Source organism: Actinoplanes sp. CA-142083 (genome assembly GCF_050942195.1).
In the GTDB taxonomy this organism is placed as follows: Bacteria; Actinomycetota; Actinomycetes; order Mycobacteriales; family Micromonosporaceae; genus Actinoplanes.
The window spans coordinates 6,778,145-6,801,168 of the sequence record NZ_CP192076.1 but is presented as its reverse complement, the minus strand read 5'-3'; the positions used below and the strand labels follow the sequence as shown (position 1 = coordinate 6,801,168).

At 70.4% G+C, this 23,024-nt stretch carries 21 protein-coding genes; 8 read left to right on the top strand and 13 right to left on the bottom strand.

Going from position 1 to position 23,024, the window contains the following annotated elements; translation table 11 throughout:
* Window positions 1-363: 363 nt before the first annotated feature.
* On the bottom strand, window positions 364-1,869 hold the full coding sequence (locus tag ACQPZX_RS31320; RefSeq protein ID WP_433362994.1) for a PepSY-associated TM helix domain-containing protein: 1,506 nt from the start codon (window positions 1,867-1,869) through the stop codon (window positions 364-366).
* Between the two features lie 115 nt (window positions 1,870-1,984).
* Here ACQPZX_RS31320 and ACQPZX_RS31315 point away from each other — a divergent pair, with 115 nt between their 5' ends.
* On the top strand, window positions 1,985-2,344 hold the full coding sequence (locus tag ACQPZX_RS31315; protein WP_433362991.1) for a copper resistance CopC family protein: 360 nt from the start codon (window positions 1,985-1,987) through the stop codon (window positions 2,342-2,344).
* A 69-nt stretch (window positions 2,345-2,413) separates the two neighbouring features.
* On the opposite strand, the gene ACQPZX_RS31310 is transcribed toward ACQPZX_RS31315, so the two are convergent.
* From ACQPZX_RS31310 to ACQPZX_RS31290, 5 genes are read right to left on the bottom strand one after another with little or no spacing between them, the layout of a single operon-like run.
* Entirely contained in the window at window positions 2,414-2,761 is a 348-nt protein-coding gene (locus ACQPZX_RS31310; protein ID WP_433362988.1) for a DeoR family transcriptional regulator, read from the bottom strand.
* A complete protein-coding gene (locus ACQPZX_RS31305) occupies window positions 2,761-4,233 on the bottom strand; it encodes a glycoside hydrolase family 36 protein (protein WP_433362985.1) in 1,473 nt (490 codons plus the stop codon). The genes ACQPZX_RS31310 and ACQPZX_RS31305 overlap by 1 nt, the downstream gene beginning before the upstream one ends.
* A gap of 29 nt (window positions 4,234-4,262) precedes the next feature.
* Window positions 4,263-5,597: an ABC transporter substrate-binding protein gene (locus tag ACQPZX_RS31300; RefSeq protein ID WP_433362982.1), complete on the bottom strand. Its 1,335-nt coding sequence runs from the start codon at window positions 5,595-5,597 to the stop codon at window positions 4,263-4,265.
* A gap of 23 nt (window positions 5,598-5,620) precedes the next feature.
* Complete coding sequence (locus ACQPZX_RS31295; RefSeq protein ID WP_433362979.1) at window positions 5,621-6,502, bottom strand: carbohydrate ABC transporter permease; 882 nt, start codon at window positions 6,500-6,502, stop codon at window positions 5,621-5,623.
* A gap of 8 nt (window positions 6,503-6,510) precedes the next feature.
* Window positions 6,511-7,458: a carbohydrate ABC transporter permease gene (locus ACQPZX_RS31290; RefSeq protein WP_433362976.1), complete on the bottom strand. Its 948-nt coding sequence runs from the start codon at window positions 7,456-7,458 to the stop codon at window positions 6,511-6,513.
* A 142-nt stretch (window positions 7,459-7,600) separates the two neighbouring features.
* Here ACQPZX_RS31290 and ACQPZX_RS31285 point away from each other — a divergent pair, with 142 nt between their 5' ends.
* The 3 genes from ACQPZX_RS31285 (at window position 7,601) to ACQPZX_RS31275 (ending at window position 13,469) form a co-directional block, all read left to right on the top strand.
* Window positions 7,601-9,904, top strand: coding sequence for a DUF4832 domain-containing protein (locus ACQPZX_RS31285; protein ID WP_433362973.1), 2,304 nt, complete (start codon window positions 7,601-7,603; stop codon window positions 9,902-9,904).
* Between the two features lie 59 nt (window positions 9,905-9,963).
* On the top strand, window positions 9,964-12,219 hold the full coding sequence (locus tag ACQPZX_RS31280) for a DUF4832 domain-containing protein (protein WP_433362970.1): 2,256 nt from the start codon (window positions 9,964-9,966) through the stop codon (window positions 12,217-12,219).
* 80 nt (window positions 12,220-12,299) lie between these two features.
* Window positions 12,300-13,469, top strand: a complete 1,170-nt coding sequence (locus ACQPZX_RS31275; RefSeq protein ID WP_433362968.1) for an ROK family protein — start codon at window positions 12,300-12,302, stop codon at window positions 13,467-13,469.
* Here ACQPZX_RS31275 and ACQPZX_RS31270 read toward each other — a convergent pair.
* Together ACQPZX_RS31270 and ACQPZX_RS31265 are read right to left on the bottom strand one after the other, a co-directional pair.
* Window positions 13,466-14,383 carry a Ku protein gene (locus tag ACQPZX_RS31270; protein ID WP_433362965.1) on the bottom strand — a complete coding sequence of 306 codons (918 nt, stop codon included), beginning with the start codon at window positions 14,381-14,383 and terminating at the stop codon, window positions 13,466-13,468. The two genes, ACQPZX_RS31275 and ACQPZX_RS31270, sit on opposite strands and share 4 nt — an antisense overlap.
* Before the next feature lie 17 nt (window positions 14,384-14,400).
* Window positions 14,401-14,874, bottom strand: coding sequence for a DNA polymerase ligase N-terminal domain-containing protein (locus ACQPZX_RS31265; protein WP_433362963.1), 474 nt, complete (start codon window positions 14,872-14,874; stop codon window positions 14,401-14,403).
* A gap of 56 nt (window positions 14,875-14,930) precedes the next feature.
* Here ACQPZX_RS31265 and ACQPZX_RS31260 point away from each other — a divergent pair, with 56 nt between their 5' ends.
* The gene (locus ACQPZX_RS31260; RefSeq protein WP_433362960.1) at window positions 14,931-16,124 is read left to right on the top strand and encodes a glycoside hydrolase family 1 protein; all 1,194 of its coding nucleotides are present in this window, start codon (window positions 14,931-14,933) and stop codon (window positions 16,122-16,124) included.
* Between the two features lies 1 nt (window position 16,125).
* Here ACQPZX_RS31260 and ACQPZX_RS31255 read toward each other — a convergent pair whose 3' ends face one another.
* Together ACQPZX_RS31255 and ACQPZX_RS31250 are read right to left on the bottom strand one after the other, a co-directional pair.
* On the bottom strand, window positions 16,126-17,385 hold the full coding sequence (locus tag ACQPZX_RS31255; protein WP_433362957.1) for an RNA polymerase sigma factor: 1,260 nt from the start codon (window positions 17,383-17,385) through the stop codon (window positions 16,126-16,128).
* A gap of 50 nt (window positions 17,386-17,435) precedes the next feature.
* A complete protein-coding gene (locus ACQPZX_RS31250; RefSeq protein WP_433362954.1) occupies window positions 17,436-17,864 on the bottom strand; it encodes a YciI family protein in 429 nt (142 codons plus the stop codon).
* Between the two features lie 258 nt (window positions 17,865-18,122).
* On the opposite strand from ACQPZX_RS31250, the gene ACQPZX_RS31245 reads away from it, so the two are divergent.
* Complete coding sequence (locus ACQPZX_RS31245) at window positions 18,123-18,356, top strand: hypothetical protein (protein ID WP_433362952.1); 234 nt, start codon at window positions 18,123-18,125, stop codon at window positions 18,354-18,356.
* On the opposite strand, the gene ACQPZX_RS31240 is transcribed toward ACQPZX_RS31245, so the two are convergent.
* The gene (locus ACQPZX_RS31240) at window positions 18,340-18,762 is read right to left on the bottom strand and encodes a nitroreductase/quinone reductase family protein (RefSeq protein ID WP_433362949.1); all 423 of its coding nucleotides are present in this window, start codon (window positions 18,760-18,762) and stop codon (window positions 18,340-18,342) included. The genes ACQPZX_RS31245 and ACQPZX_RS31240 overlap by 17 nt on opposite strands.
* A gap of 76 nt (window positions 18,763-18,838) precedes the next feature.
* Here ACQPZX_RS31240 and ACQPZX_RS31235 point away from each other — a divergent pair, with 76 nt between their 5' ends.
* Entirely contained in the window at window positions 18,839-19,294 is a 456-nt protein-coding gene (locus tag ACQPZX_RS31235) for a MarR family winged helix-turn-helix transcriptional regulator (RefSeq protein ID WP_433362947.1), read from the top strand.
* A 4-nt stretch (window positions 19,295-19,298) separates the two neighbouring features.
* Here the strand turns inward: ACQPZX_RS31235 and ACQPZX_RS31230 are convergent, their stop codons facing one another.
* The gene (locus tag ACQPZX_RS31230; protein ID WP_433362944.1) at window positions 19,299-20,489 is read right to left on the bottom strand and encodes a zinc-dependent alcohol dehydrogenase; all 1,191 of its coding nucleotides are present in this window, start codon (window positions 20,487-20,489) and stop codon (window positions 19,299-19,301) included.
* Window positions 20,490-20,595: 106 nt separating this feature from the next.
* Between ACQPZX_RS31230 and ACQPZX_RS31225 the strand changes: the two genes are divergently transcribed.
* The gene (locus ACQPZX_RS31225; protein WP_433362941.1) at window positions 20,596-21,888 is read left to right on the top strand and encodes a sodium:proton exchanger; all 1,293 of its coding nucleotides are present in this window, start codon (window positions 20,596-20,598) and stop codon (window positions 21,886-21,888) included.
* Here the strand turns inward: ACQPZX_RS31225 and ACQPZX_RS31220 are convergent.
* Entirely contained in the window at window positions 21,862-22,929 is a 1,068-nt protein-coding gene (locus ACQPZX_RS31220) for an NAD-dependent epimerase/dehydratase family protein (RefSeq protein ID WP_433362938.1), read from the bottom strand. The two genes, ACQPZX_RS31225 and ACQPZX_RS31220, sit on opposite strands and share 27 nt — an antisense overlap.
* Window positions 22,930-23,024: the final 95 nt, after the last annotated feature.

The following is a 23,024-nucleotide window of genomic DNA, read 5'->3' as shown; positions in this document are numbered from 1 at the left end:
GGCGCTCGTCCGCGCGGCGCGGCCGCTCGCGGTTGTCGGTGGTTCGGCTGCGTGCCATGGCCGCCGCCCGTGGGTGGTCGCTGTGGGGTGCGGCCGGTAGCGGTTGCCGGTGGTCGCCCGCGTCGGCCGCCGCCCCATCCGTCCCTGCGCGGGCTGCGCATCCGCCGGCGGGATCTTGATGATTTGCCGTTTGCGGCGAACGGCAAATCACCGTCCTTCCGTGCGCTCGATCAACTCCTGGCCGACTTGACGGGATTTGTCGGGCGTGCGCCCGGAGTCTCTCTCGCAATGTGGACCCGTGGACTCGGAGCTGCTGGGCCGGGACCGCTTGGAATTGCCGTTCGGCTTCCACCCGGCCGCGCGTCAGCTGCCGGCGGGCGCGGGCGAGACAGGAATCGCCCGCCGCCGGCGGATCGTCCCGATGACGATGTCGGCGACGAGGAACGCCGCCAGCGGAATGCCGAACAAGGGCAAAAGCCAGGCAAGACCAAAGATGACGGGTACGCCGGCGGCGATGGCCCACGCGGGCAGCAGCTGCCAGGCGCCCCGCCCGACGGGCGGCGCTCCGGCGAGGGCGCGGCGGCCGGTGCGGGTCGGCCGGCGCTGCCACCACATCCGGTAGCCCCACACGATGACGCAGATCAGCCCCAGCGCCAGCGCGGCGAGCAGAATCTGGTTGCCCAGCCCGAAAAGGTCGCCCATGTGCGCATAGATGCCCCACTGCGTGAACTTGGCCATCACCGGCCAGTCGGCAAAGTCGATCCGGTCCGTGATCGTGCCGGTAGCACCGTCGACGGCGATGCTGTCCCGCTGAACCGGCCAGAGCCCGTCCTCCTGCGTGACCGTCCAGGCCGTCGCGGCATCGCCAGGAACGGCGATCGAGACCTTGCCGTCGATGCCGTTGGCGAGCGCGGTCTGCTGCACCCGGTCGATATCCGAGGGGTTGACGGGCGCACCGCCATCGGCTGGGCCCGTGGCTTCGCCGCTGTCGCTGTGGTGGCCGCCGGGTGTCGCTGCCTCGCCGTCGGCGGTGGCGGCCCCGCTGCCGTCGCTGTGGTAGCCGCCGCCGGCGGGGGTCGCGGCCTCACCGGTGAGCGTTGTCGAGACCGCGGGGCGGCTGCCCTTGAGGGCGTCGACGGCGTCGTTGAAGTTGGCGCCGGCGAGGTTGGACCACGTCAGGCCGGTGGCCGACAAGAAGAGCAGGCCGATGGAGAGCCACAGGCCGGTCGAAGCGTGCCAGCCGCGGGTGCGCCGCACGCCCTTGCGCGCGGCCAGGTCGGGGCGCAGCATCCGCTTGCCGCGTTGCCGGCGCCACCACAGGGCGACGCCGCCGAGCGCGAGGACCCACAGCCAGCTGGCGGCGAACTCCGAGTAGTAGAAGCCGACTGTGCCCAGGTTGAGGTTGGTGTGCATGTCGTCGAACCAGGTTCGCACCGGCGTGGCGGCCCACCACGTGGTGAGCTGGCCGGTCACCTCGGCGGTGGAGGGGTTCACGTAGACGGTGTGGGCGTGCTCGGCGTCCAGCGAGGCCGAGGTGAAGTCGATCTGTGTGGTGGCTTCGCCGTTGCCGGGCCGGACGGCGGTGATGTCGCCGTCGGGGTGGGTGGCCCGGGCGGCGGCGATCTGCTCGGAGAGCGGCCGCGGCGCGCCGCCCGGGGTGACGGTGAGCTCGTCGGCGTAGACGGCCCTCTCCAACTGTGGGGTGAAGACGTACGCGATGCCGGTCAGCGCCGCCAGCAGGATGAACGGCGCGACGAAGATGCCGGCGTAGAAGTGCAGGCGTAGGAGCAGCGGCCCGAAGGTGCTGCGCGGGGCGGGCCGTCGAGCGGGGGTGGACGGCGGGGACGTCACCTCGGGGATCGCGGTCATGGCCGTTGGTCGCCCGCGCGCTCCGGTTAGTTCCGCCGATGTCGAATCAGGGGGAACCAGCTCCCTCCACCGAACGACTACCCCTTGTCCCAATAAATCCGGATAAGGAGAGAGTATGTTTCGCAGGATTCTCGTCGCCGCTGCCGCCCTCGCCGTGGTGGCGCCGGCCGCTCCGGCGTGGGCCCACAACTCGCTCGTCGAGTCGTCCCCGGCCGCGAACGCGAGGCTGAGCACCGCCCCGAAACAAGTGAAGCTGCGTTTCCTCCAGCGGCTGAGCCCCGCCGGCACCGTCATCGTGCTCGTCGACGCGGCCAAGCGCCGCGTGCCCACCAGCGCGCCGGCCCTGGCGGGCGCGACCGGCGCCGTAACCATCGGCCGGAAGCTGGCGAACGGCACCTACAACGTCGCCTACCGGGTGGCCTCCCGCGACGGCCACGTAGTGCGCGGCTCCCACGGCTTCACCGTCGCGGGCTGACGGCGACGCACAGGTCAGGCGGCGGCCTACCGGCGCGGGCTGACGGCGACGCACAGGTCAGGCGGCGGCCTACCGGCGCGGGCTGACGGGGGCTGACGCCGGGTGGTCGCGCAGGCGGCGGCAGGCGTCGAGTGCCTGACGCAGCTCGGTCTCCACCGTGGCCAAGTCCTGGATGCCGGCTGCGCGACCTGCCCGGGTAAGGCACGCGACGAGGTTGCTCTCCTCGTCGCGTGCCGTTGCGGGCCTGGTCGCGCCGCCGCGGATGCGGGTCAGCGCTCCGGCTGTGGCCAGGTGGGCCAAGTCGCGCTGGGTGGTGGCCATCGAGGCGCCGGTGGCGGTGCAGGCCTCGCCGACGGTGACGTACTCGTGCCGCGCCAGCAGGTCGAGGATGCGCCGGCGCCGGATGGCCGCCAGCATCACGAGATGGGGTACAGCTGGCCGTCGGTGGCGACCGCGGGGGCGAAGTCGGTCTCGCGTCCGTCGATCGTGTAGCGGTAGCGGCCTAGGCGGCGGATCACCGGGCGGGATTCGAGGTATTCGCGCAGCTGCTCCAGCTCGGCGGGGGAGAGCCAGCTGGGCGGGTCGGAGATGGCGCGGAAGCCGCACACGTCGGCCAGGTCGCGCAGCCACTGGAGTTGCTGCGGGGTCAGCAGGTTGAGCTTGCTGCGGAAGTAGATGACATCCGGGTCGACCTCGACCAGCGAGGACTGCCAGAGGCGGTGGACGCTGTTGACGACGGCGTTGCGGGCGGTGGCGTCGGACGGGTCGACCGAGGCGTAGTTGTCCCACATCGGGGCGACGTCGGGGCCGCTGCGCAGGCCGTCGAGCAGGCCCAGCGACGGCAGCAAGATCGCGCCCGAGCCGAGCAGGTAGACGTCGTCGCCCGCCACCTCCCGCACCAGCTCGAGCGCCGACCGGTAGACCTCCTCGCTCACCAGCGCGGCGGCGTTGATGAAGTCGAGCTTGAGGTAGCGGAAGCCCCACTCGTGAACGACCGTCCGGATCAGCCCCGACACGTAGGAACGAGCGTCGTCCCGCATGAGGTCGAGCGCGTAGTACGGACCGCCCCAGTTGTAGCCGGCCACGACCGGCTGGCCGGCGTCATCACGCAGCAGGAGCGAAGGATGGTCAAGAACCAGGCGGGAGTGGGGGAGCGCGATGAACGGCGCAAGCCACAGGCCCGGTGTGAAGCCGGCGTCGGAAATGCGGTCGGCGAGGCTGCGCATGCCGCTCGGGAACTTCGCGTTCGGCGTCCAGTCGCCGACCATCTCCTCCCAGCCGTCGTCGATCTGCACGACGTCGAAGGGCAGGCCGGACAGGTCGGCGACGTCCTTGGCCAGCTGGGTCTCGGTGATGGTCTCGTAATAGGCGTACCAGCTGCACCAGACGTTGCCGGCCCGGCGCCGGGCGGCGCCGAAACGCGAGGCCAGCAACGACGTGTACGCGCCGAAGACGTCCTCCTCCGACCCGTACGCGAGAAACCAGTCGTCGCCGCCGCCGGCGTACCACCCGGCCAGGGTGTCGTGGTCGGCCACCAGCCGCGGGGCGTCCAGGCCCAGCGCGCCCAGCAGCAGCGTCCGCCCGTCGTCGCCCTGCAGCGCGGCCACCGCCGAGCCGTGGTGCCGGGCCGGGTCGTCGAAGGCGGGGACGTCCGCGGTGACCATCCGGGTGGGGTTGGGGATGCGCAGCGGCGGCTCGCTCAGCCGCCGCCACCCGCACGGGCTCCACGAGTTCTGTCCGTGGCGGTAGAACGAGGCATCGCCGAGCCCGTGCAGGATCGCGACGCGGCCCGGAGGTAGCAGGACGCCGCCGGGTACGGGCCGCGCTATCCCCTCGCCGGAGTGCTGTACGGCGAAGGAACTTCCGTCGAGCTGCACGAGCTCAGCCATGATTCTCCTTTGTAGCTAACCGGCTGTGGTTACTTGAAGAGCGCGTTGACCTGTTCGTTGGCCTTCTTGAGGGCGTCCGCGGTGGGCGCCTGGCCGAGCACGACCGACTGGATGGCGTCCTGCACGGTCTGGCTGACCTCGTTGCCGTGGTCGGTGATCGGCAGGAAGAAGGTGCCGCCCGGCGCCGACGCCTCGTCGGTGAAGACGTGCACGTCGCGGCCGGCCGCCTTGTGGGCGGCGAGGGCCTTCTCGGTGCCGGACTTGATGGCGGGGAAGACGACCGCCTTGTCGCCGACGATGTTCTGGCAGTCGGCCGAGCCGAGGAACTTCACCCAGGCCCACGCCTCGTCGGGGTGCTTGGTGCCGGCGTAGATGGCGTCGGAGAGGCCGTTGATGGCGGTCTTGCGGCCGGTCGGGCCGGTGGGCAGCGGCACGAAGGCGTACTTCTGCTTGGCGCCGTCACCGAGGTAGGTGCCGATCGTCCAGGAACCGACGATGGTGAACGCGCCGGTGCCGGACTCCATCACCGCGTCCCGGCTGAGCGTGGACTGCTTGTTGAACTTGGGGGCGTAGCCGGCGTCGATGAGGTGCTTGAACCAGTCGATGGTCTGGGCCAGCTTGGGGTCGTCGTAGTTGTAGTGCGTGCCCCACGGGTTCTTGTCGAGGTAGGTGAAGCCGGTGGACACGGCCAGGTCGCCCCAGCCGTTCTGGCCCTGCGAACCGTCGCCCCACTCGGGCAGGAAGCCGTACACCTTGACCTTGGTCTTGTCGAAGGCCGGGTCGAGGCCGTTCTTGCCGTTGGCGTCGACGGTCGCGGCGGCGATGGCCTTCTCGAAGGTGCCGCCGTCGGACGGGTTCCAGGTGAGCGCGTCGAGGCCGGAGGTGTCCTTGACGAGCTTGGTGTTGTAGACGACGGCCATGGTGTCCCAGTCCTTCGGGAGGCCGTAGCGCTTGCCGTCCTTGACGAACAGGTCGGCGAGACCCGCCTGGTACTGCGAAAGGTCGACCTTGTCCTTGTCCATATAGGGCTGGATGTCGAGGATCTGGTTGCTGCTGACGAACTGCGGGTAGTACGACGCGTGGTCGGTCCACACGTCGGGCGCGCTGCCGCTGGTGATCTGAGTGGTCAGGTTCTGCCAGTACTGGTCCCAGGCGGACTGCGAGATCTTCACGGTGATGTTCGGGTTGGCCTTGGTGAACGCGTCGGCGCAGGCCTGGTAGGCGGGCAGTTGCTTGTCGTCCCAGAGCCAGTAGTTGAGGGCGACGGGCCCGCCGCTCTCGGAGGAATCGGAGTTGGAGCAGGCGGCCAGGGGCGTTACGAGCGCAGCGGCGGTCAGCGCCGCCGCCAAGGATCGACGGAGCACGATGATTCCCTTCGGGGAGAGAGTTATTTGATTCCGGTGAAATTGAGCGACTGGACGAGGCGCTTGCCGAGGAAGACGAGCAGCGCCAGGACGGGCAGCACGGACAGCACGGAGGCGGCCATCAGGCCGGTCCAGTCCGGCTGGGTGTTGGGGGACTGCTGGAGGAACACCCCGAGCGCGACGGTGAGCACCCGGGTCTGCTCCCCGCGGCCGACGAGCAGCGGCCACAGGAAGTCCTTCCACGCCCACACCGAGGTGGTGAGCGCGATGGTGATGAGCGGGCCGCGGCTCATCGGCATGACGACCCGCCAGAAGATGCCCCAGCGGCCGGCGCCGTCGATGACCGCGGCCTCCTCGACCTCCCGGGGCACGGAGAGGAAGAACTGGCGGAGGAAGAACACCGCGAACGGCGTCATCAGCAACGACGGCGCGACCATGCCGGCGAAGCTGTCGATCAGGCCGAGGTTCTTCACGAGGGTGAAGTTGGGCAGCAGCGTGAAGATCGGCGGAACCATCAGCGCCGCGATCATCACCGCGAAGACGAAGTCGCGGCCGGGGAAGCGCAGGCGGGCGAAGGCGTACCCGGCCATCGCGCAGCAGAACGTCTGCACGGCCGCGATGACGAGAGAGTAGATGCCGGAGTTGAGCGTGTAGCGGAGGAAGTTGATTTTCGCGCCGGAGCCGCCGGCCTCGCGGGCGGTCTCGGCGTCGACCAGGCCGAGGATCCGCCAGAAATTGATCATCGTGGGGTGGGAGGGGAGCAGGCTGGTGCTGTCGGTGAAGATGTCGCCGGCGGGGGTGATCGCCGTGCGGACCATCCAGTAGAACGGGAAGATCGTGGCCAGGAGGAAGACGGCGAGAACGGTCCACCCAAGCAGACGGCCGGGATTCAGTCGCATTTTCATGGCTGTGCCTATCCGGCCAGATCGGAACGGGAGGCGCGCAGCAACCGCATCTGCACGAGGGTGAGCACGCCGAGGATGAGGACCAGCACCATGGCCGCCGCGGACGCGTATCCCATGTGGAAGTACGTGAACGCCTGCTGGTAGATGTAGAAGTAGATGACCCGGGTGGCCCCGGCCGGGTCGCCGGCGGTGGTGACGGCGACGGTGTCGAAGATCTGGAACGATCCGATCAGCGAGACCACGAGCACCAGCGCGAGGACGGGCCGCAGCAGCGGCAGCGTGATCTTGCGGAACATCCGGAGCTCGCCCGCGCCGTCCAGCGCCGCGCTCTCGTACAGATGCTGGGGTATTTGCAGCATTCCGGCGTACAGCAGCAGGGCGGTGTACCCGGTGTACGCCCAGGTGTTGATGAGCGCGATCGACGGCAGCGCCCCGGTCGGCGAGGCCAGGAAGCCCTGGTTGCTCAGGCCGAGGGCGGTCAGCAGATGGTTGACGAAGCCGAGGTTCGCGTCGAGCAGCCACAGCCAGAGCAGGCCGACGGTCACGTTCGGCACGAGCCAGGGCAGCAGCAGCGCGGCCCGCAGCACGACCGAGCGGGTGAGCCGGTGCATCAATGCGGCCAGGCCGAGCGCGAGCAGCGTCTGTGAACCGATGTTCAGTACGACGTAGTACGCCGTCACCTTCAATGAGTCCCAGAACTTGGGGTCGGTCGCGAGGTCGGCGTAGTTGTCCGCGCCGACGAACTTCGGGGTGTTGAGCAGGCTGTAGTCGGTCACCGAGTACCAGGCGCCGCGGATCGTCGGGTACAGGTAGAACAGCGCGAACCCGGCCAGCACCGGCAGCAGGAAAAGCCAGGCCACACGCCGGTCGTCGCGACGCCGGCGCGGTCCTGCGGGGGGCTCCGCCACCGGGGGCAGCGGCGGGGCGGGCGCCGCGAGGGAGTGGGACGTCGTCACGATCGACCTCGTTTCTTCGATCGAAGATCTTCGAGATTTGCCTCTTGTGGCGGAGGCCGGGCGGCCGCTAATAATGATGAAGCTCATGGAAACTTTGTCAACACCTCCTCGAAATCTCGTCCTCTCGTCGGAAGGTTGATCCATGCGCTTCGCCCGTGTCGTCACGTTGTGCGTGGCAGCTGCCGCGGTGCTCTTCGCCCCGCAGGCCGCTCTCGCCGCGCCCGCCGGCCCGCCACCGCGGCCGGCCCCGCCGTCATCGCCCAGCCCGTCGCTGACCGACCACCCGCTCACCGCCGCGCCCAGCGCGCTCGACAACCCGCTCAAGGGCTTCGCCCGGTTCTACTTCCCCGGCGAGGACCAGAGCCTCGGCTACCCGCGCTCGCTGGCGTGGAGCTATTTCGGGCTCTCCGAGGTCATGACCAGCGCCACGGATTGCGGCAGCTACAACTGGTCCATAGTGGACAACGCGCTGAACGAGATCGCCTCGTACGGCAACCAGGCCGCGATCCGCTTCTACATGGAGTACCCGGGTGGCACCGGCAGCCACCCCGGCAACGCCGTCCCGCACTGCTTCGACGGGCACGTCGCCTACCGCAACAACACGTTCTGGGGCACCGTCTCGCCCGACTACGACAGCCCGTACCTGCTGAGCGCGGTCTCCAACTTCATCGCCGCTTTCGGCGCCCGTTACGACGGCGACCCGCGGATCGGCTTCATCAACCTCGGCCTCGTCGGGCTCTGGGGCGAGTGGCACACGTGGCCGTTCGACACCGACACCGCCGACGGCTACCCCAACCTGATGCCCACCGACGCGCACGCCGCGCAGATCGTCCAGGCCTTCGACACCGCGTTCAGCAAGACGAAGCTGGAGATCCGCTACCCGGACTCGGCCGGTGGCGCCGCCAACTCCCGCGACATCGGCTACCACGACGACTCGTTCTGCTACAAGGAGGGCTCGCCGCTCGCCGGGGTCACCCTGCCGCAGTCGCTCGGCGGCGCCGATTACGCCCAGCTCCAGCGCGCGCTGAACATGGGCGTCGAGAACAAGTGGATCACCGACTCGATGGGCGGCGAGGTCCGGCCCGAGATTCAGAGCTCGGCGTTCAGCGCCTGGCCCGGCGGGGCCGGCCAGGTCGACAACATGAAGGCGTGCATCGAGCTCGAGCACACGACGTGGAAGATCAATCAAACCAGCCAGAGCTACTCGAGCTCCGATGCCAACGTCGCGGCGGCGGTCCGCCTCATGGGGTACGACCTGACGGCCACCCACGCGTACTTCCCGAACACGGTCACGGGCGGCAGCGCCACCGTCGGCGTGACCATCGCCAACAACGGCGTCGCGCCGTTCTACTACCCCTGGACGGTCTCGCTCGGCCTCAAGAACTCGGCCGGCGCCGTCGTGAAGACCTGGGACACGCCCTGGGACCTGCGCACCGTTATGCCGTTGAAGATCCGCGCGTTCCCGGACTGGAACGTCGGCGCCGACCCGGCCTACCGCGATTTCGGCTACCCGCAGTACTTCCAGGCCGGCGTGAACACGGCCGGAGTGGCGAACGGCTCCTACCAACTCGTCCTGAAGGTGAAGAACCCCCTGGAGGCAGTCAGCCCGGCGGCCAAGAAGCTGCGCTTCGGCAACACCACCCAGAACGCCGATGGATGGCTCGGGCTGGGCGGCATCAGCGTGGGTGGCAGCGGCGGCGGTGACACCACGGCGCCGTCCACCCCGAGCGGGCTGGCCTCGACCGCGCAGACGGCGGACAGCGTCTCGCTCGGCTGGAACGCGTCCACCGACAACGTCGGGGTCGTCGGCTACAAGGTGCTGCGCGGCGGCGCCCAGGTCGGCACCACGACCGCCACGTCGTACACGGACACCGGCCTCACCGCGTCGACGGCCTACAGCTACTCGGTGCAGGCCTATGACGCCGCCGGCAACACCTCGCCCGCCTCGAGCGCGCTGACCGTATCCACCACCAGCGGCGGCGGCAGCACGCCCACCGGCCTGGTGCTCGACAACTTCGACGGGACGCCTGCGTATCCGTCGGCGGCCCAGAACGACCTCGGCAAGTGGACCGGCGGCAACTGCTTCCTCAACGGCGGCGGCAACGGCGTCGTCGCGGGCGGGGCGCTCACGCTGCAGTACAACAACTGCGGCTGGTTCGGCAGCGACGTCAACCAGGACGTCTCGGCGTACAAGTATCTGGTCGTTCGCATCAAGGGCGGCAACGCCGCCCACTTCAACCTCGGCCTCGGCGGCGTCACCAAGGTGTTCGGCGACTACGTCCTCGACGGCGGCGGGCATCCGGCGCTGACGAGCGCCTACCAGGACATCAAGATCCCGATGGCGGCCAACGGCATCAGCCGCACCAGCCCGGCGCAACTGGCCATGGGCTTCTGGTACGGCGGCAACAGCTCGATCAGCATCGACAGCTTCTCCTTCTCGAACTGACGTATCGGCCCGGCGCCGTCCACCGTCCTCGGGCGGCGCCGGGCTTCCAAGGAGAGACGATGAAACGCTTCCTCATCGCGGCGGCGACGCTCGCCCTCGTCCTGGGCGGAACGCTGGCCGGCGCGCCTGGCGCGGCGCACGCCGCGACCACCACCGTCACCTACACCGGGGATCTCGCGACCGTCTTCACGAACCCCGAGCGCGGCTTCCACAACCGCTACGAGATCGTCAACGACCCGGCCGTCAACGACTACGCCAGCAACACGATCCCCGGCTTCAACCCGGACATGCTCGACCGCACCTTCGCCCGCGCGCGAATGGCGGGTAACACGCTTGTCCACAGCTACGTCCATCTCGACAAGTACCAGACCACCGATCTTCCGCAGGCGCTGCTCGACAACCTCGGGACGGGCCTGGCCGCGGCGCGGGCGCAGGGCATGAAGGTGGTGCTGCGTTTCGCGTACGTGTGGGACGGCTACTCCGCCGTCAAGGAGCCCCAGATGGAGCGGCACATCGACCAGCTGGCGCCGGTGCTGGCCGCGAACGCCGACGTGCTCATGCACCTCGAGGCGGGCTTCTTCGGCGCGTGGGGCGAGTGGCACGAGAGCCCCTACACCGCCGCATCCGAGCAAAACCAGGCTCCCGTACGGTATCGGCTGGTCAAGAAGCTGCTGGCGAGCACGTCGCCGGCGATCCCGGTGGCCATCCGCTACCCGATCTTCAACTACGAGCTCGCCCAGCGCACGACGCCGCCCGCGGGCTGCCCGTTGCCCGACAACTGCCTGCTCACCACCCAGGACTTCGACCGGCTCGGCTTCCACGACGACTGCTTCCTCGCCGACGCGGCCGACATGGGCACCTACGACCAGAACTCGTGGCTCGGCTGGTTCGACGTGGCGGCCAAGAAGCAGTGGGTCTACGACATGGCCACCTCGACCGGCGGCAACAAGATCGTCGGCGGCGAGACCTGCAACGCCACCGGCGGCAACGACGCGGCCGGGGTGAACGCCCAGTACGAGCTGGCACACCAGCACTGGACCGAGATCAACGAGGACTACGCCCCGGTCAACATCGACCTGTGGAAGAACGCCTCGGTGGCGGCGTCCGGGGCGGACCCGGCGGAGACGTTGTTCACCCGGATCGAGCGCAAACTTGGCTACCGGCTACGCCTGGTGGACGCCACGTTCCCCTCGTCGGCCACGTCAGAGAGTCCGTTCACTTTCTCGGCCCACCTGGTGAACGACGGCTACGCCGGGGTGATCAAGCCCCGGCCCGCGTTCCTGGTGTTCGACGACGGGACGCACCGGTACGACGTGCCGCTGGCCGGGGTCGACCCGCGCACCTGGAAGCCGGGCGCGGTCACCGTCCCCACCCGGAGTGTCGCGCTGCCGGCGATGGCGTCCGGGCAGTACCGGCTCGCGCTGTGGCTGCCCGACCAGGCGACCGGGCTGCGCGGCAACCCCGCGTACTCGATCCGGCTCGCCAACACCGGGACGTGGGACGCGGTGAAGGGCTACAACGTCCTCGCCTCGTCGGTCACGGTCGGCGCCTGCACCGGCCAGTGCCCGCCGCCGTGCGCGGACTGCGTGGCGCCCTCGACGCCGATCGGGCTCGCGGTCACCGCCGCTACGCCGACGTCGATCGCGCTCTCCTGGAACGCGGCCACCGACAACGTCGGCGTCACCGGATACCAGGTGTTTCGCGGCGGGGTGCAGGTCGCGACCGTGACCGGGACGGCGTTCACCGACACCGGGCTGGCCGGCGGCTCTTACACGTACACGGTGAAGGCTTTTGATCCGGCCGGGAATCTCTCGGCCGCATCGGCGCCGCTGAGCGCGACCACCGCCGTGACGCCGCCGCCGGCCGGGCTGGTGCTCGACGACTTCGACGGCTCGCCGGCCTACCCGTCGGCGGCCAAGAACGACCTCGGCAAATGGACCGGCGGCAACTGCTTCCTGAACGGCGGCGGCAGCGGTGTCGCGGCCGGCGGGGAGCTGACCCTGCAGTACAACAACTGCGGCTGGTTCGGCAGTGACGTGGGCACCGATCTGTCGGCGTACACGTATATCGTCGTTCGCATCAAGGGCGGCAACGCGGCCCACTTCAACCTCGGCGTCGGCGGCGTCACCAAGGTGTTCGGCGACTTCGTCCTCGACGGGGGCGGGCATCCCGTGCTGACGGGCGCCTACCAGGACATCAGGATCCCGATGGCCGCCAACGGCATCAGTCGCGTGAGCCCCGGGCAGTTGGCCATGGGCTTCTGGTACGGCGGGAGCGGCACCGTCACGATCGACAGCATCTCGTTCGCCAAGTGACGACAAGTGGCCCGGGCTTGCGAAGCCCGGGCCACTTTGTAAACTTCATAGCAATATTCGTGAGGCGAACGGGGCGGACTGTGACGGAGCAGGTCATCGCGGGGACCGATCTGTCGCGGCTGCGGGAGCTCAACTCGCTCACCGTCGTGCGGGCGCTGCGCGACCAGCCGCCGACCACCGTGACCGAGCTGGCCAACCTCACCGGGCTGTCCCGGCCGGCCGTCGACGTCATCGCGCAGGGGCTGGTCAGCAGCGGCTGGGCGGTCGTGGTCGAGCCCGGCGGCAGCAGCACGGTGGGGCGGCCGGCCCGGCGCTACCGGTTCCGCGCCACCGCCGGCTACGTGCTCGGGGTCGACGTGGGCGGGCACAAGATATTGACCCTGCTCGCCGACCTCGACGGCAACGTGGTGCACACCGCCCGGCGCTCGGTCGACGCCGAGGCCGACCCGCAGGAGCGGCTCGCGGCGCTCGACCAGATCCTCGCCACCTGCCTCGCGGAGTCGGGCAAGACGGCGGAGGACATCTGGGCGGTCACCGTCGGCGTGACCGGCCCGGTCGACTCGAGCGGTCGCACCACGCTGTTCACGCCACTGCCCGGCTGGCAGACGGTCGACCTGCCGGCCCACCTGAGCGACCGGTTCACCTGCCCGATCATCGTGGAGAACGACTGCAAGCTGGCCGCGCTGGCCGAGCGCTGGCGGGGGACGGCGCGCGACGCCAACGACATCGTCTTCGTGCAGGGCGGCATGCGGACCGGCGCGGGCCTGATCATCGACGGCGTGCTGCGGCGCGGCTTCGGCGGGGCGGCCGGCGAGCTCGGCGCGCTCAAGGCCGTGAAGTGGCTGGTCGCGCCCTCCCATCTGCAGAAATGCCGCGGCGTGCCGGAGACCGTCAGCCCCGACGACGCCGCGGCCTGGGTCTTCAACGCCGCCCGCGACGGCAACCGCGACGCCCGCACCGCGGTCAACCGCTACGTGAAGGACCTGGCCGTCGGCACCGCCGCGCTGGTGCTGGCGCTCGACCCGCAGGTCGTGGTCTTCGGCGGCGGCTTCTCCCGCTCGGCCGACCTGGTGCTCGAGCCGCTCGCCCGCGAGCTGGAGAAGCTCTGCCTGCGCGTCCCCGAGTTGCGGGCGTCCACGCTCGGCGCCGACAGCGTGGCGCTGGGCGCGCTGCGGCTCGCGCTCAACGAGGTCGACCAGCGCCTGTTCAGCGTCGGCCTCAGCGCCCCGGTCGCCCCCCGACGCGACTAGGACGCCTTCCGGGCCGGCGCCTTCTTGGCGGCTCCGGTCTTCTTGGTCCGCGCCGCCTTCTTGGCCGAGGCGGCCTTCTTGGCGGGCGCCCTCTTCTTGGTGGCGCCAGAGGAAGCGGCGGCGCTCCCGCGGCGCTTCTGGGCGTTCTCCACGCTGCGCTTGAGCACCTCGAACAGGTCGGTGACGTTGGTCGGCTCCGGCGCCGGCTCGGCCACCGTGACCTCCTTCCCCGCCCCCTTCTGCTTGATCAGCTCCTGGACCCGGTCGGTGTAGGTGTCCCGGAAGTCCCCGGGCTTCCACGCCCCCGCCATCGAGTCGATGAGCTGCTGCGCCATGCTCAGCTCGTTCTTCTTGGCGGCGCCCTTGCGCGGCAGCCCCTCGATCTCGTCCTGCGGGTCGCGCACCTCGTCGGCGAAGAACATCGTCTGCAGCACCAGGAGATTCCCGTCGGCCCGGATCGCCGCCAGGTACTCCTTGCCCCGCATCACCAGCGTCCCGATCGCCGCCCGGTTGGCGTCGGTCATCGCGTCCCGCAGCAGCCCGTACACCTTGGCCGTCTCGTCGCCGCCCGGCCCGAGGTAGTACGTCTTCTGGTAGTAGATCGGGTCGATGTCGTCGAGGTCCACGAACCGGTCGATCTCCAGGCTGCGCGAGCGCCCGGGCGCCACCGAGTCGAGCTCGTCCGCGTCCAGCATCACGTATTTCCCGCTGCCGACGTCGGCGCCCTTCACGATGTCGTCGTACTCGACCTCCTTGCCGGTGCGCTCGTTGACGCGCTTGTACCGGATCCGGTCGGTGGTGTCCTTCTCGAACTGGTGGAACGACACCTCGTGCTCGTGGGTGGCGGAATAGAGCCGGACCGGCACCGAGACCAGCCCGAACGTGATGGCGCCGGTCCAGATCGGTCGTGCCATGACACCCTCCTGTGAATTCAGTGCGGAAGTTCCTCGTTGGTGCGGCCGCTGAGGACCGACCGGGGATGCTCCTCGGGGTCCCAGCCGTCGACCGCGTACTCGTCGCGCTTGTGCAGCAGCAGCCACTCGTCGGTGGCGGGGCGCGTGCGGATCAGCACGAAACGGCCGCGCAGCTTCTCGCCGTACACGTCGAAATGAAGCTCGCCGGCGGCGAGCGACGCGGCCGGATCATCGCGGTCGCGCGGCTCCCAGGTGCCGTTGTCCCAGACGATGACGTCGCCGGCGCCGTACTGCCCGGCCGGCAGCACGCCCTCGAAATCGGCGTGGCCGAGCTGGTGGTCCTCCACGTGGAAGGCCGCCCGGCGCACCTTCGGGTCGAGCGTCGGGCCCTTCGGCACGGCCCAGCTCGCCAGGGCGCCGGCGACCTCGAGGCGGAAGTCGTAGTGCAGCCGCCGCGCCCGGTGGCGCTGCACGACGAACCGGCGAGTCATGACGCAGGTATACCCCACTCTTGACCTGCCATCCCCCTTCCTGGTGCGATGCGCCGATGACGAGCTTCCTGTGGGGTGTCGCGACGGCCGGTCACCAGTTCGAGGGCGACAACACGACCAGTGACACCTGGTTCGCCGAGAATGTGCGACCAACGGCGTTCCGGGAGCCTTCGGGCAAGGCCTGCAACGGGTACGCCCTCTGGCGCGAGGACATCGACATGGTCGCCGGGATGGGGCTCAACGCCTTCCGGTTCTCGGTCGAGTGGGCGCGGGTCGAGCCGCGCGAGGGGGAGCTCGACGCGGAGGCGCTCGCGCACTACGAGGCGGTCACCGACCGGTGCCTCGAGCGGGGGCTGGCGCCGATCGTGACCTTCAATCACATGACGTCGCCGCACTGGTTCGCGGCTCGCGGGGCGTGGCTCGACCCGGAGGCGCCCGGGCTGTTCGCCCGCTATTGCGACCGGGTCATGGCCGCCTTCGGCGACCGGATCGCCGTCGGGCTCACCCTGAACGAGCCCAACCTGCCGCGGCTGCTCTCCTGGATGGCAATTCCCGATTTCGTACGGGATCTGGAGCGTGCCACCCTCGAAGCCGCAAGCGCCGCGGCCGGAGTGCCCCGCTACCGCCTCGCGAATGTCATGGTGCCCGAGGAGTTCGACGCCATGGCCGACGGGATGACGGCCGGGCATCGCGCCGCCCGCGAGGCCATCAAGGCGCGCCGCCCCGAGCTGCCGGTCGGCTTCTCCCTCGCGATGGTCGACGACCAGGTGCGCGGCCGCGACGACCCGTCGGTGCGCGACCGCAAGCGGGCCGAGGTGTACGGCCGCTGGCTGGAGCTGGCCCGCGAGGACGACTTCATCGGCGTGCAGAACTACGAGCGCCAGTACTACGACGGCCGTAAGCGGATCGTGGCGTCCGAAGTGGATCCGCGCTCGCTCGGCGAGTGCGTGCGCTACGCCCACGCTTCCGCCGGCGTGCCGGTCCTGGTGAGCGAGCACGGCATCAACACCGAGGACGACACCAAGCGGGCCGACTTCATCGAGCGCTCGCTGCCCGGCCTGCGAGCCGCGATCGACGACGGCGTCCCGGTGCTCGGCTATATCCACTGGACGCTCATGGACAACTTCGAGTGGATCTTCGGGTACGAGCCGAAGCTGGGCCTGCACACGGTTGACCGCGAGACCTTCGCCCGCACCCCGAAGCCGAGCGCCGCCGTCTACGCCGCGCTGGTCAAGGCGGCACTCGGATAGGTCAGTCGGGCGGGTCGCAGGCGGCGGCGCGGTCCAGCAGCAGGGTCCGCTCGCGCTCGTTGCGGGTCAGCGCCGCCGCCCGCTCGAACTCGGTCCGCGCCTCGGCGTGCCGGCCCAGCTTGGCCAGGAAGTCGCCGCGCGCGCTGGGCAGCAGGTGGTAGCTCCGCAGGGCCGGGAAGGCGGCCAGCTGGTCCAGCAGCGCCAGGCCGGCCTCCGGCCCGTACGCCATGGACAGCGCCACCGCCCGGTTCAGCTCGACCACCGGGGACGGCGTCGCCTGGGCCAGCTGCTCGTAGAGCGCGGCGATGCGCTCCCAGTCGGTGTCCTCGAAGCGGCGGGCGCGGGCGTGGCACGCGGCGATGGCCGCCTGCAGCACGTACGGGCCGGGCCGGCCGCCGGCCAGCGCCTCGGCCCGGTCCAGCGCGGCCAGGCCGCGGCGGATCAGCAGGTGGTCCCAGCGGGCCCGGCTCTGGTCGGCCAGCAGGATCGGCTCGCCGCCCGGGCCGGTGCGCGCGGCCGCCCGGGACGCCTGGATCTCCATCAGGGCCACCAGGCCGTGCACCTCGGGCTCGCGCGGGGCGAGCCGGGCGAGGACCCGGCCCAGCCGCAGGGCGTCCTCGCACAGCGCGGGCCGCATCCAGTCGTCGCCGGCGGTGGCCGAGTAGCCCTCGTTGAAGATCAGGTAGACGACCTCGAGGACCGAGGAGAGCCGGGCCGCCAGCTCGTCGCCCTGCGGCACCTCGAACGGCACCCGGGCGTGGGACAGGGTCTTCTTGGCCCGCGAGATCCGTTGCGCCACGGTCGGCTCCGGCACCAGGAAGGCCCGGGCGATCTCGTCGGTGGTCAGGCCGCCGAGCAGCCGCAGGGTCAGCGCGGTGCGGGCCTCGGTCGACAGCACCGGGTGGCAGGCCACGAAGACCAGCCGCAGCAGGTCGTCGCCGATGCCGTCGTCCTCGGCGACCAGAGTGGCGATGTCCGGGACGGCCTCCTCGGCGCCTCGTAATGAGGAGACCTTGCGCTTGAGATTCTCGTTGCGCCTCAGCTGATCGATGGCCCGGCGCTTGGCGGTGGTCATCAGCCACGCGCCCGGGTTGCGCGGCACGCCCTCGGCCGGCCACTGCTCCAGCGCCGCGACCAGCGCGTCCTGCGCCAGCTCCTCGGCCGTGCCGACGTCGCGGACGAGCCTGGTCAGCCCGGCGATGAGCCGGGGCGCCTCGATCCGCCAGACCGCCTCGATCGCGCGGTGGGTGTCAGTTGCCACGGCCTCCGTCTACCCCACCGCGCGATCGGGCGCAACCGCGCCCGCCGGTGCTACCAGGCGCCCTGGGCGTCCCGCTTCGCCACGGCCTCGCGCTGCTCGGGGGTGAGCGCGTCGCCGAGGTCGTCGGCCGAGATGACCTGCCGGATCTCGATGTTGGTCGGCTCGCTGCCGGCCGGGCGCTGGACCGGGCAGCGCTTGAACCACTCGACGCACTCCTCCAGCGACTTCGTCTCGACCAGGAAGAAGCCGCCGACGAGCTCCTTGGTCTCGGCGAACGGGCCGTCGACCACTGTCTTCTTCTCGCCGTCGAAGTAGATCCGGGCGCCCTTGGCGCTGGGGTGGATGCCCTCGGCGGCCAGCAGCACCCCGGCGTTCATCATCTCCTCGATGAAGCCGCCCATCGTCTCGATCTCCTCGGTGGTGGCCTGGGTGCCGGCTTCGCTCTCGGCGGTGGCCTTGGTGATCACCATGAACCGCATGACTGTCTGTCTCCTCGTGTCAGGGGTGTTCTCACCAACGCGTCGAACGGCGGCCGGCCCGCTCGACACCCTGCCAGAAGTTTTTTCGACGGGTGTACGGCCATCGTGCGTACGGAGGATGGTCGGCGCACTTCCGGACAGATCCCTCGGCCCGGTGTGCAGATGCACGTGCATTCGCGTGTGCCGAAGCACGGTTCGGAGCATGCTGTAGGCCGTCAGGGGACTTTCGTCCCGGGATAGGGCAATGACGGGGCTCTCATGGACGCACAGAATGACCTAGGACGGCGGACCTGGACGTTCGGCGAGGGCGACTATCTGTTCGGGGCCGGCACGCTCCGCATGGTCGTCGAGAGCGTCGACTGGTCCCGGCCGCGCCTGCACGACGGCGAGACCTGGTACGACGTCCACGGCGTCGAGATCACCACGGACGGCCGCGTCGTCGGTCCCCGGTCGACCACCGTGAAAGCCAGCCGCCTCAAATCGCGCGGGTGAGCTCGAGCACCGGGATGGTCCGGATCCCGGCCGTCTTCTTGGCGTACTCGGCGAAGCCGGGGTAGCGGCCGGCCTGCACCTCGAACAGCTTGTCCCGCTCGTCGCCGGCCACGTCGCGCACCGTGACCGGGTACGTCTCGGTGCCGCGCTCGACGCTGCCGCTCCCGGCCGAGGTCAGGTTGTAGTACCAGTCGGGGTTGGTGGGCGCGCCGCCCTTGGAGGCGAAGACGTAGATGACGCGGTCGTCCGACTCGTTCGCCAGGTACATCATCGGGGCGACCAGCTCGCGCCCGCTCTTGCGCCCCCGATGGTGGAGCAGCACCATCGGGGCCCCGGTGAACGGCCCGCCGACCCGTCCCTCGTTGGCCCGGAACTCGGCGATGACCTTGTCGTTCCAGTCGCTCATGACCGCACCCCTCGCAGTTGGTTCGCAACCTGGATAGTACATGTCATGAACTGTCTCCGGGCGGTAGTCTGACGGCATGTCCCGCCCGCCCGCCGACGACGATGTCGCGGCGCTGATCCAGCTCTCCGGGCTGGTGCAGGAGACGTTCGCCCGCGTCGCCGACCGGCACGGCCTGACGCCGGTCCAGGCGCGGCTGCTGTGCGTGCTGGGCGACCAGCCGCGCGGCATGGCCGAGCTGGCCCGCATCTTCGGCGTGGGCAAGGCCAACCTCACCGGCCTGGTCGACCGCGCCGGGCAGCGCGGGCTGGTAGAGCGCTCGCCGGTGCCGGGCGACCGCCGCGCGTTCCAGGTGGTGCTCACCGACGCGGGCCGCCGCTCGGCGGCCGCCTTCCACGAGGACGTCACGGGCGAGCTGGCCGGCTTCCTCGCCGCGCTCGCGCCGGCGACCCGGTGCGACTTCCGCGAGGCCGCCGTCACGATCACCCACACCGCCGGGCATTCGGCGGCGTGGGGGCCCTGCCGAGCCTGCTGAAGCTTTACGCACCCGGTGACAGCACCACCTTGATGCAGCCGTCCTCCTTCTTCTTGAAGATCTCGTACGCGTGCGGCGCCTGCTCCAGCGGCATCCGGTGGGTCACCAGGTCGTCCACGCCGAGCGGGTCGCCGTCGCCGGTCAGCAACGGCAGGATGTCGTCCACCCAGCGCTTGACGTGGGCCTGGCCCATCCGCAGCGTCACGCCTTTGTCGAAGAGGTCCATCATCGGGAACGGGTCGGCCTGCCCGCCGTACACCCCGATGATCGACACCGTGCCGGCCCGCCGCACCGCGCCGAAAGCGTCGGTCAGCGCGGCCGTCCGATCGATGCCGAAGGTGTCGATCGCCTTGCGCGCCAGCGGATCGGGCAGCATCCCGGCCGCCTTCACCACCGCCGACTGCAGCGGCGCGCCATGCGCCTCCATGCCCACCGCCTCGATGACCCCGTCGGCCCCGCGCCCGGAGGTCATGTCCAGCACCGCGGCCGGCACGTCGTCGGCCTTCGACGTGTCGATGACCTCGATGCCGTGCCGCTGCGCCATGGCCAGCCGCTCCGGCACGTTGTCGCTGGCGATGACCCGGCCGGCGCCGAGGTGGCGGGCGATGCGGGCGCTCATCTGCCCGATCGGCCCGAGCCCGGTGACGAAGACGGTGTCGCCCGGCCTGATGTCGGCGTACTTGGCCGCCTGCCACGACGTGGTGAGCACGTCGGAGAGGAACAGGTAGCGCTCGTCGGGATGCCCGTCCGGCACCTTGATCGGCCCGAACTGGGCCTGCGGCACCCGCAGGTACTCCGCCTGCCCGCCCGGCACCTGCCCGTACAGCTTGGTGTAGCCGAACAGGGACGCGCCCTTGTGCTGGTCGCTGTTCTGGGTGGTCTCGCACTGCGCGAAGTACCCGCGCGAGCACATCCAGCAGTGCCCGCAGGAGATGTTGAACGGGATCACCACCCGGTCGCCGGGCTTGATGTGGGTGACCTCGGCGCCGACCTCCTCGACGATCCCCATCGGCTCGTGCCCGAGGATGTCACCCTTGTCGATGAACATGCCGAGCACGTCGTACAGGTGCAGGTCCGACCCGCAGATCGCGGTCGAGGTGATCCGCACGATCGCGTCGGTCGGCTCCTGGATCTTGGGGTCCGCCACGGTCTCCACCGACACCTTGCCGGTGCCCTGCCAAGTCAAAGCTCTCATGCCCCCCGCATGCCCACGCTGGGCCGAGTTATCCCGGATTGGGTCGCGGTGATCGCGGGAATCCGGTGGGCATGAAGCTGCCATTCGACGCGTTCCACGCCGGCCCGTGAAGGCGCTTCTGGTCGCCGCCGCGGCGGTGGCGCCCGGCGCCTACGCGGGGATCGCCGACTACACCGGGCTGCCGGTTCCGGAGCTTGCGCCGTTCCTGGCCGCCGCCGTCTTCGGCGCTGCCATCATCGGGGCCGCGTTCCTGCTCTCCTGGGCCGCGGAGGCCGCCGAGGTCGACGTCAGCGCCGGCGTCGCGCTCGCTTTCCTGGCTTTCCTGGCGGTTCTGCCGGAGTACGGGGTCGACTTCGTCTTCACCATGCGGGCCGGCCAGACCAACTGCGCCCCGTCCGGCGGCGAGAACCCGTGTGAGCTGGCCCTGGCCAACATGACCGGCGCCAACCGGGTGCTGGTCGGCATCGGCTGGCCGCTGGTCGTGCTGGTGGCCGCGTTCGTCGCCCGCCGGAAGCCCGCGAAGGCCCGCGACGAGCCGAGCGTCCCCGCTCCTGGCCACGTGAAGCTCGACCGGCCCATGTCGATCGAGGTGGTGTTCCTTGCCGCCGCCACCCTCTACTCGCTGACCCTGCCGCTGCGCACCTCCCTCACCCTGGTCGACTCCGCCGTCCTGCTCGCCATCTTCGGCCTCTACGCCTGGCGGCTCACCAAGGCGCCGGTCGAGGAGCCCGACCTGGACGGCACCGCCGCCTGGATCGCTGCCCACGGCCGGCGCGCCCGGCGCTGGTGGCTGGCCGGGCTCTTCTTGAGCGCCGCCGGAGTCATCGTGCTGACCGCCGAGCACTTCGCCGACGCGGTCGTGCACAGCGGCGAGCAGCTGGACATCGACCGGTTCCTGCTGGTGCAGTGGGCCGCCCCGGTGGCCAGCGAGGCGCCCGAGCTGATCGTCGCCTGCCTCTACGCGTGGCGGCTGCGCGCCTCGCACGCTCTCGGCGCCCTGCTGTCCAGCAAGGTGAACCAGTGGACGCTGCTGGTCGGCACCATCCCGATCGTGTTCGCGGCCTCGTCGGCGAGCCTGCACGGGCTGCCGCTGAGCGAGCACCAGCGCTACGAGTTGCTGCTCACCGCCGCGCAGTCGCTGTTCGCGGTGAGCCTGCTGGTCAATCTGCGGTTGAGCCTGTGGGGCTCGGCGACGCTGCTGACCCTGTTCGCGGTACAGTTCGCGACCAGCATCCTGCTCGACGACGCCGCCAACCGGGTCGTGATGCTCGGCCTCTCCGGCGTCTACCTGCTGTCGGCGGTCGTGCTCTTCGTGCTGCAGCGCCGGCAGGGCCGAGCGCTCGTGCGCGACGGCGTCGTCACGGACCTGCGCTCAGTAGGGGTCGCCGGTTCCGGGTAGGCGGCCGTGCATCAGCCCACCCGGCCGGCCCGGCAGGTCCGGGTCGTTCGACAGCGGCGGGCTCGACCGGCGGCCCGCGTGCTCGGCGATGCCGTCCACCAGCTCGCGCAGCGCGGCCACGGCGTCGTGCTCCGGGCGCCAGCCGAGCTCGCGCTCCGCACGTCCCCACGTCATCAGCGGCGCCTGCAGCGCCAGGTGGATCCAGCCCGGGTCGATCGGCTGCAGGCGTAGGCCCCAGCTCAGCGCGGCGGCGCCGGCGAGTGCCGTCGAGGGCACGATCACGGGTACGCCGTGGAAGACCTCCCCGGCGAGCCACGGGTCGAGCACCGGATCCGCGGCGAGATTGAACGCGCCTCGCACGTCGGAGAGCAGGATTCGCGCGTACGCGTCGGCGACGTCATCGGCGTGCACCGCCTGCATCCGTAGCCGCCGGTTCGCCGGGATCACCGGAATCCGCCGGCGCCGCAGCAACCTCGTGGGAAGCAGCGGACCCGCGAAATAGCGGACGATCTCGGTGCCCGCCTCCCGCTGGAAGATCAGGCCCGGCCGTACTCGCACCACCCGCAGCGTCGGATGGTCGTCCTCGACCTCGTCGAGCATCCGTTCCACGAGCGCCTTGTGCCGGCTGTAGGAGGACGGCAGCACGCCGCGCCGCGGGTGCTCCTCGGTGACGAACGCGTCCTTCGGCCCGGGGGAGTAGACGCCCACCGAAGAGGCCTGCACCAGGGCGCCGACGCCGGCTTTGACGGCCGCGCGGGCCACCTCGCGGGCGCCGAGCACGTTGGTGCGGAAGAGGCGTCTCGGGTCGTGGCTGGGCTGGATCTGCCAGGCGAGGTTCACCACGGCGTCCGCGCCCCGGAACAGTTCCTCGAGCCTTCCCGCCGCCACGTCCGTCGCGTGCCATTCGATGTCCCGATAGACGCCGGTCGGCTGGGGCAGTCGCCGCGCCAACCCGACGATCTCCACGTTCTCCTCCGCCCGCAGGCGGCGCAGCAGGGCGGTTCCGGCGTTACCCGTCGCTCCGACGATCACTACGCGCATACCGACTGCCATACCCGCGCCGTCCCGGCCGAACCTTGTTTGGTCACCCGTCCGGTGGGCACCCGAATGACATCCCCGAACGAAAGGATGTGAGC

Excerpts from the sequence above, each read along its gene's own strand:
- ACQPZX_RS31305 (WP_433362985.1), bottom strand. The coding sequence starts at position 4,233 with ATGGCTGAGCTCGTGCAGCTCGACGGAAGTTCCTTCGCCGTACAGCAC.
- ACQPZX_RS31240 (WP_433362949.1), bottom strand. The coding sequence starts at position 18,762 with ATGAGCGACTGGAACGACAAGGTCATCGCCGAGTTCCGGGCCAACGAG.
- ACQPZX_RS31310 (WP_433362988.1), bottom strand. The coding sequence starts at position 2,761 with ATGCTGGCGGCCATCCGGCGCCGGCGCATCCTCGACCTGCTGGCGCGG.
- ACQPZX_RS31245 (WP_433362952.1), top strand. The coding sequence starts at position 18,123 with ATGGACGCACAGAATGACCTAGGACGGCGGACCTGGACGTTCGGCGAG.
- ACQPZX_RS31320 (WP_433362994.1), bottom strand. The coding sequence starts at position 1,869 with ATGACCGCGATCCCCGAGGTGACGTCCCCGCCGTCCACCCCCGCTCGA.
- ACQPZX_RS31265 (WP_433362963.1), bottom strand. The coding sequence starts at position 14,874 with ATGACTCGCCGGTTCGTCGTGCAGCGCCACCGGGCGCGGCGGCTGCAC.
- ACQPZX_RS31250 (WP_433362954.1), bottom strand. The coding sequence starts at position 17,864 with ATGCGGTTCATGGTGATCACCAAGGCCACCGCCGAGAGCGAAGCCGGC.
- ACQPZX_RS31315 (WP_433362991.1), top strand. The coding sequence starts at position 1,985 with ATGTTTCGCAGGATTCTCGTCGCCGCTGCCGCCCTCGCCGTGGTGGCG.
- ACQPZX_RS31260 (WP_433362960.1), top strand. The coding sequence starts at position 14,931 with ATGACGAGCTTCCTGTGGGGTGTCGCGACGGCCGGTCACCAGTTCGAG.
- ACQPZX_RS31270 (WP_433362965.1), bottom strand. The coding sequence starts at position 14,383 with ATGGCACGACCGATCTGGACCGGCGCCATCACGTTCGGGCTGGTCTCG.
- ACQPZX_RS31295 (WP_433362979.1), bottom strand. The coding sequence starts at position 6,502 with ATGAAAATGCGACTGAATCCCGGCCGTCTGCTTGGGTGGACCGTTCTC.
- ACQPZX_RS31220 (WP_433362938.1), bottom strand. The coding sequence starts at position 22,929 with ATGCGCGTAGTGATCGTCGGAGCGACGGGTAACGCCGGAACCGCCCTG.
- ACQPZX_RS31280 (WP_433362970.1), top strand. The coding sequence starts at position 9,964 with ATGAAACGCTTCCTCATCGCGGCGGCGACGCTCGCCCTCGTCCTGGGC.
- ACQPZX_RS31235 (WP_433362947.1), top strand. The coding sequence starts at position 18,839 with ATGTCCCGCCCGCCCGCCGACGACGATGTCGCGGCGCTGATCCAGCTC.
- ACQPZX_RS31230 (WP_433362944.1), bottom strand. The coding sequence starts at position 20,489 with ATGAGAGCTTTGACTTGGCAGGGCACCGGCAAGGTGTCGGTGGAGACC.
- ACQPZX_RS31285 (WP_433362973.1), top strand. The coding sequence starts at position 7,601 with ATGCGCTTCGCCCGTGTCGTCACGTTGTGCGTGGCAGCTGCCGCGGTG.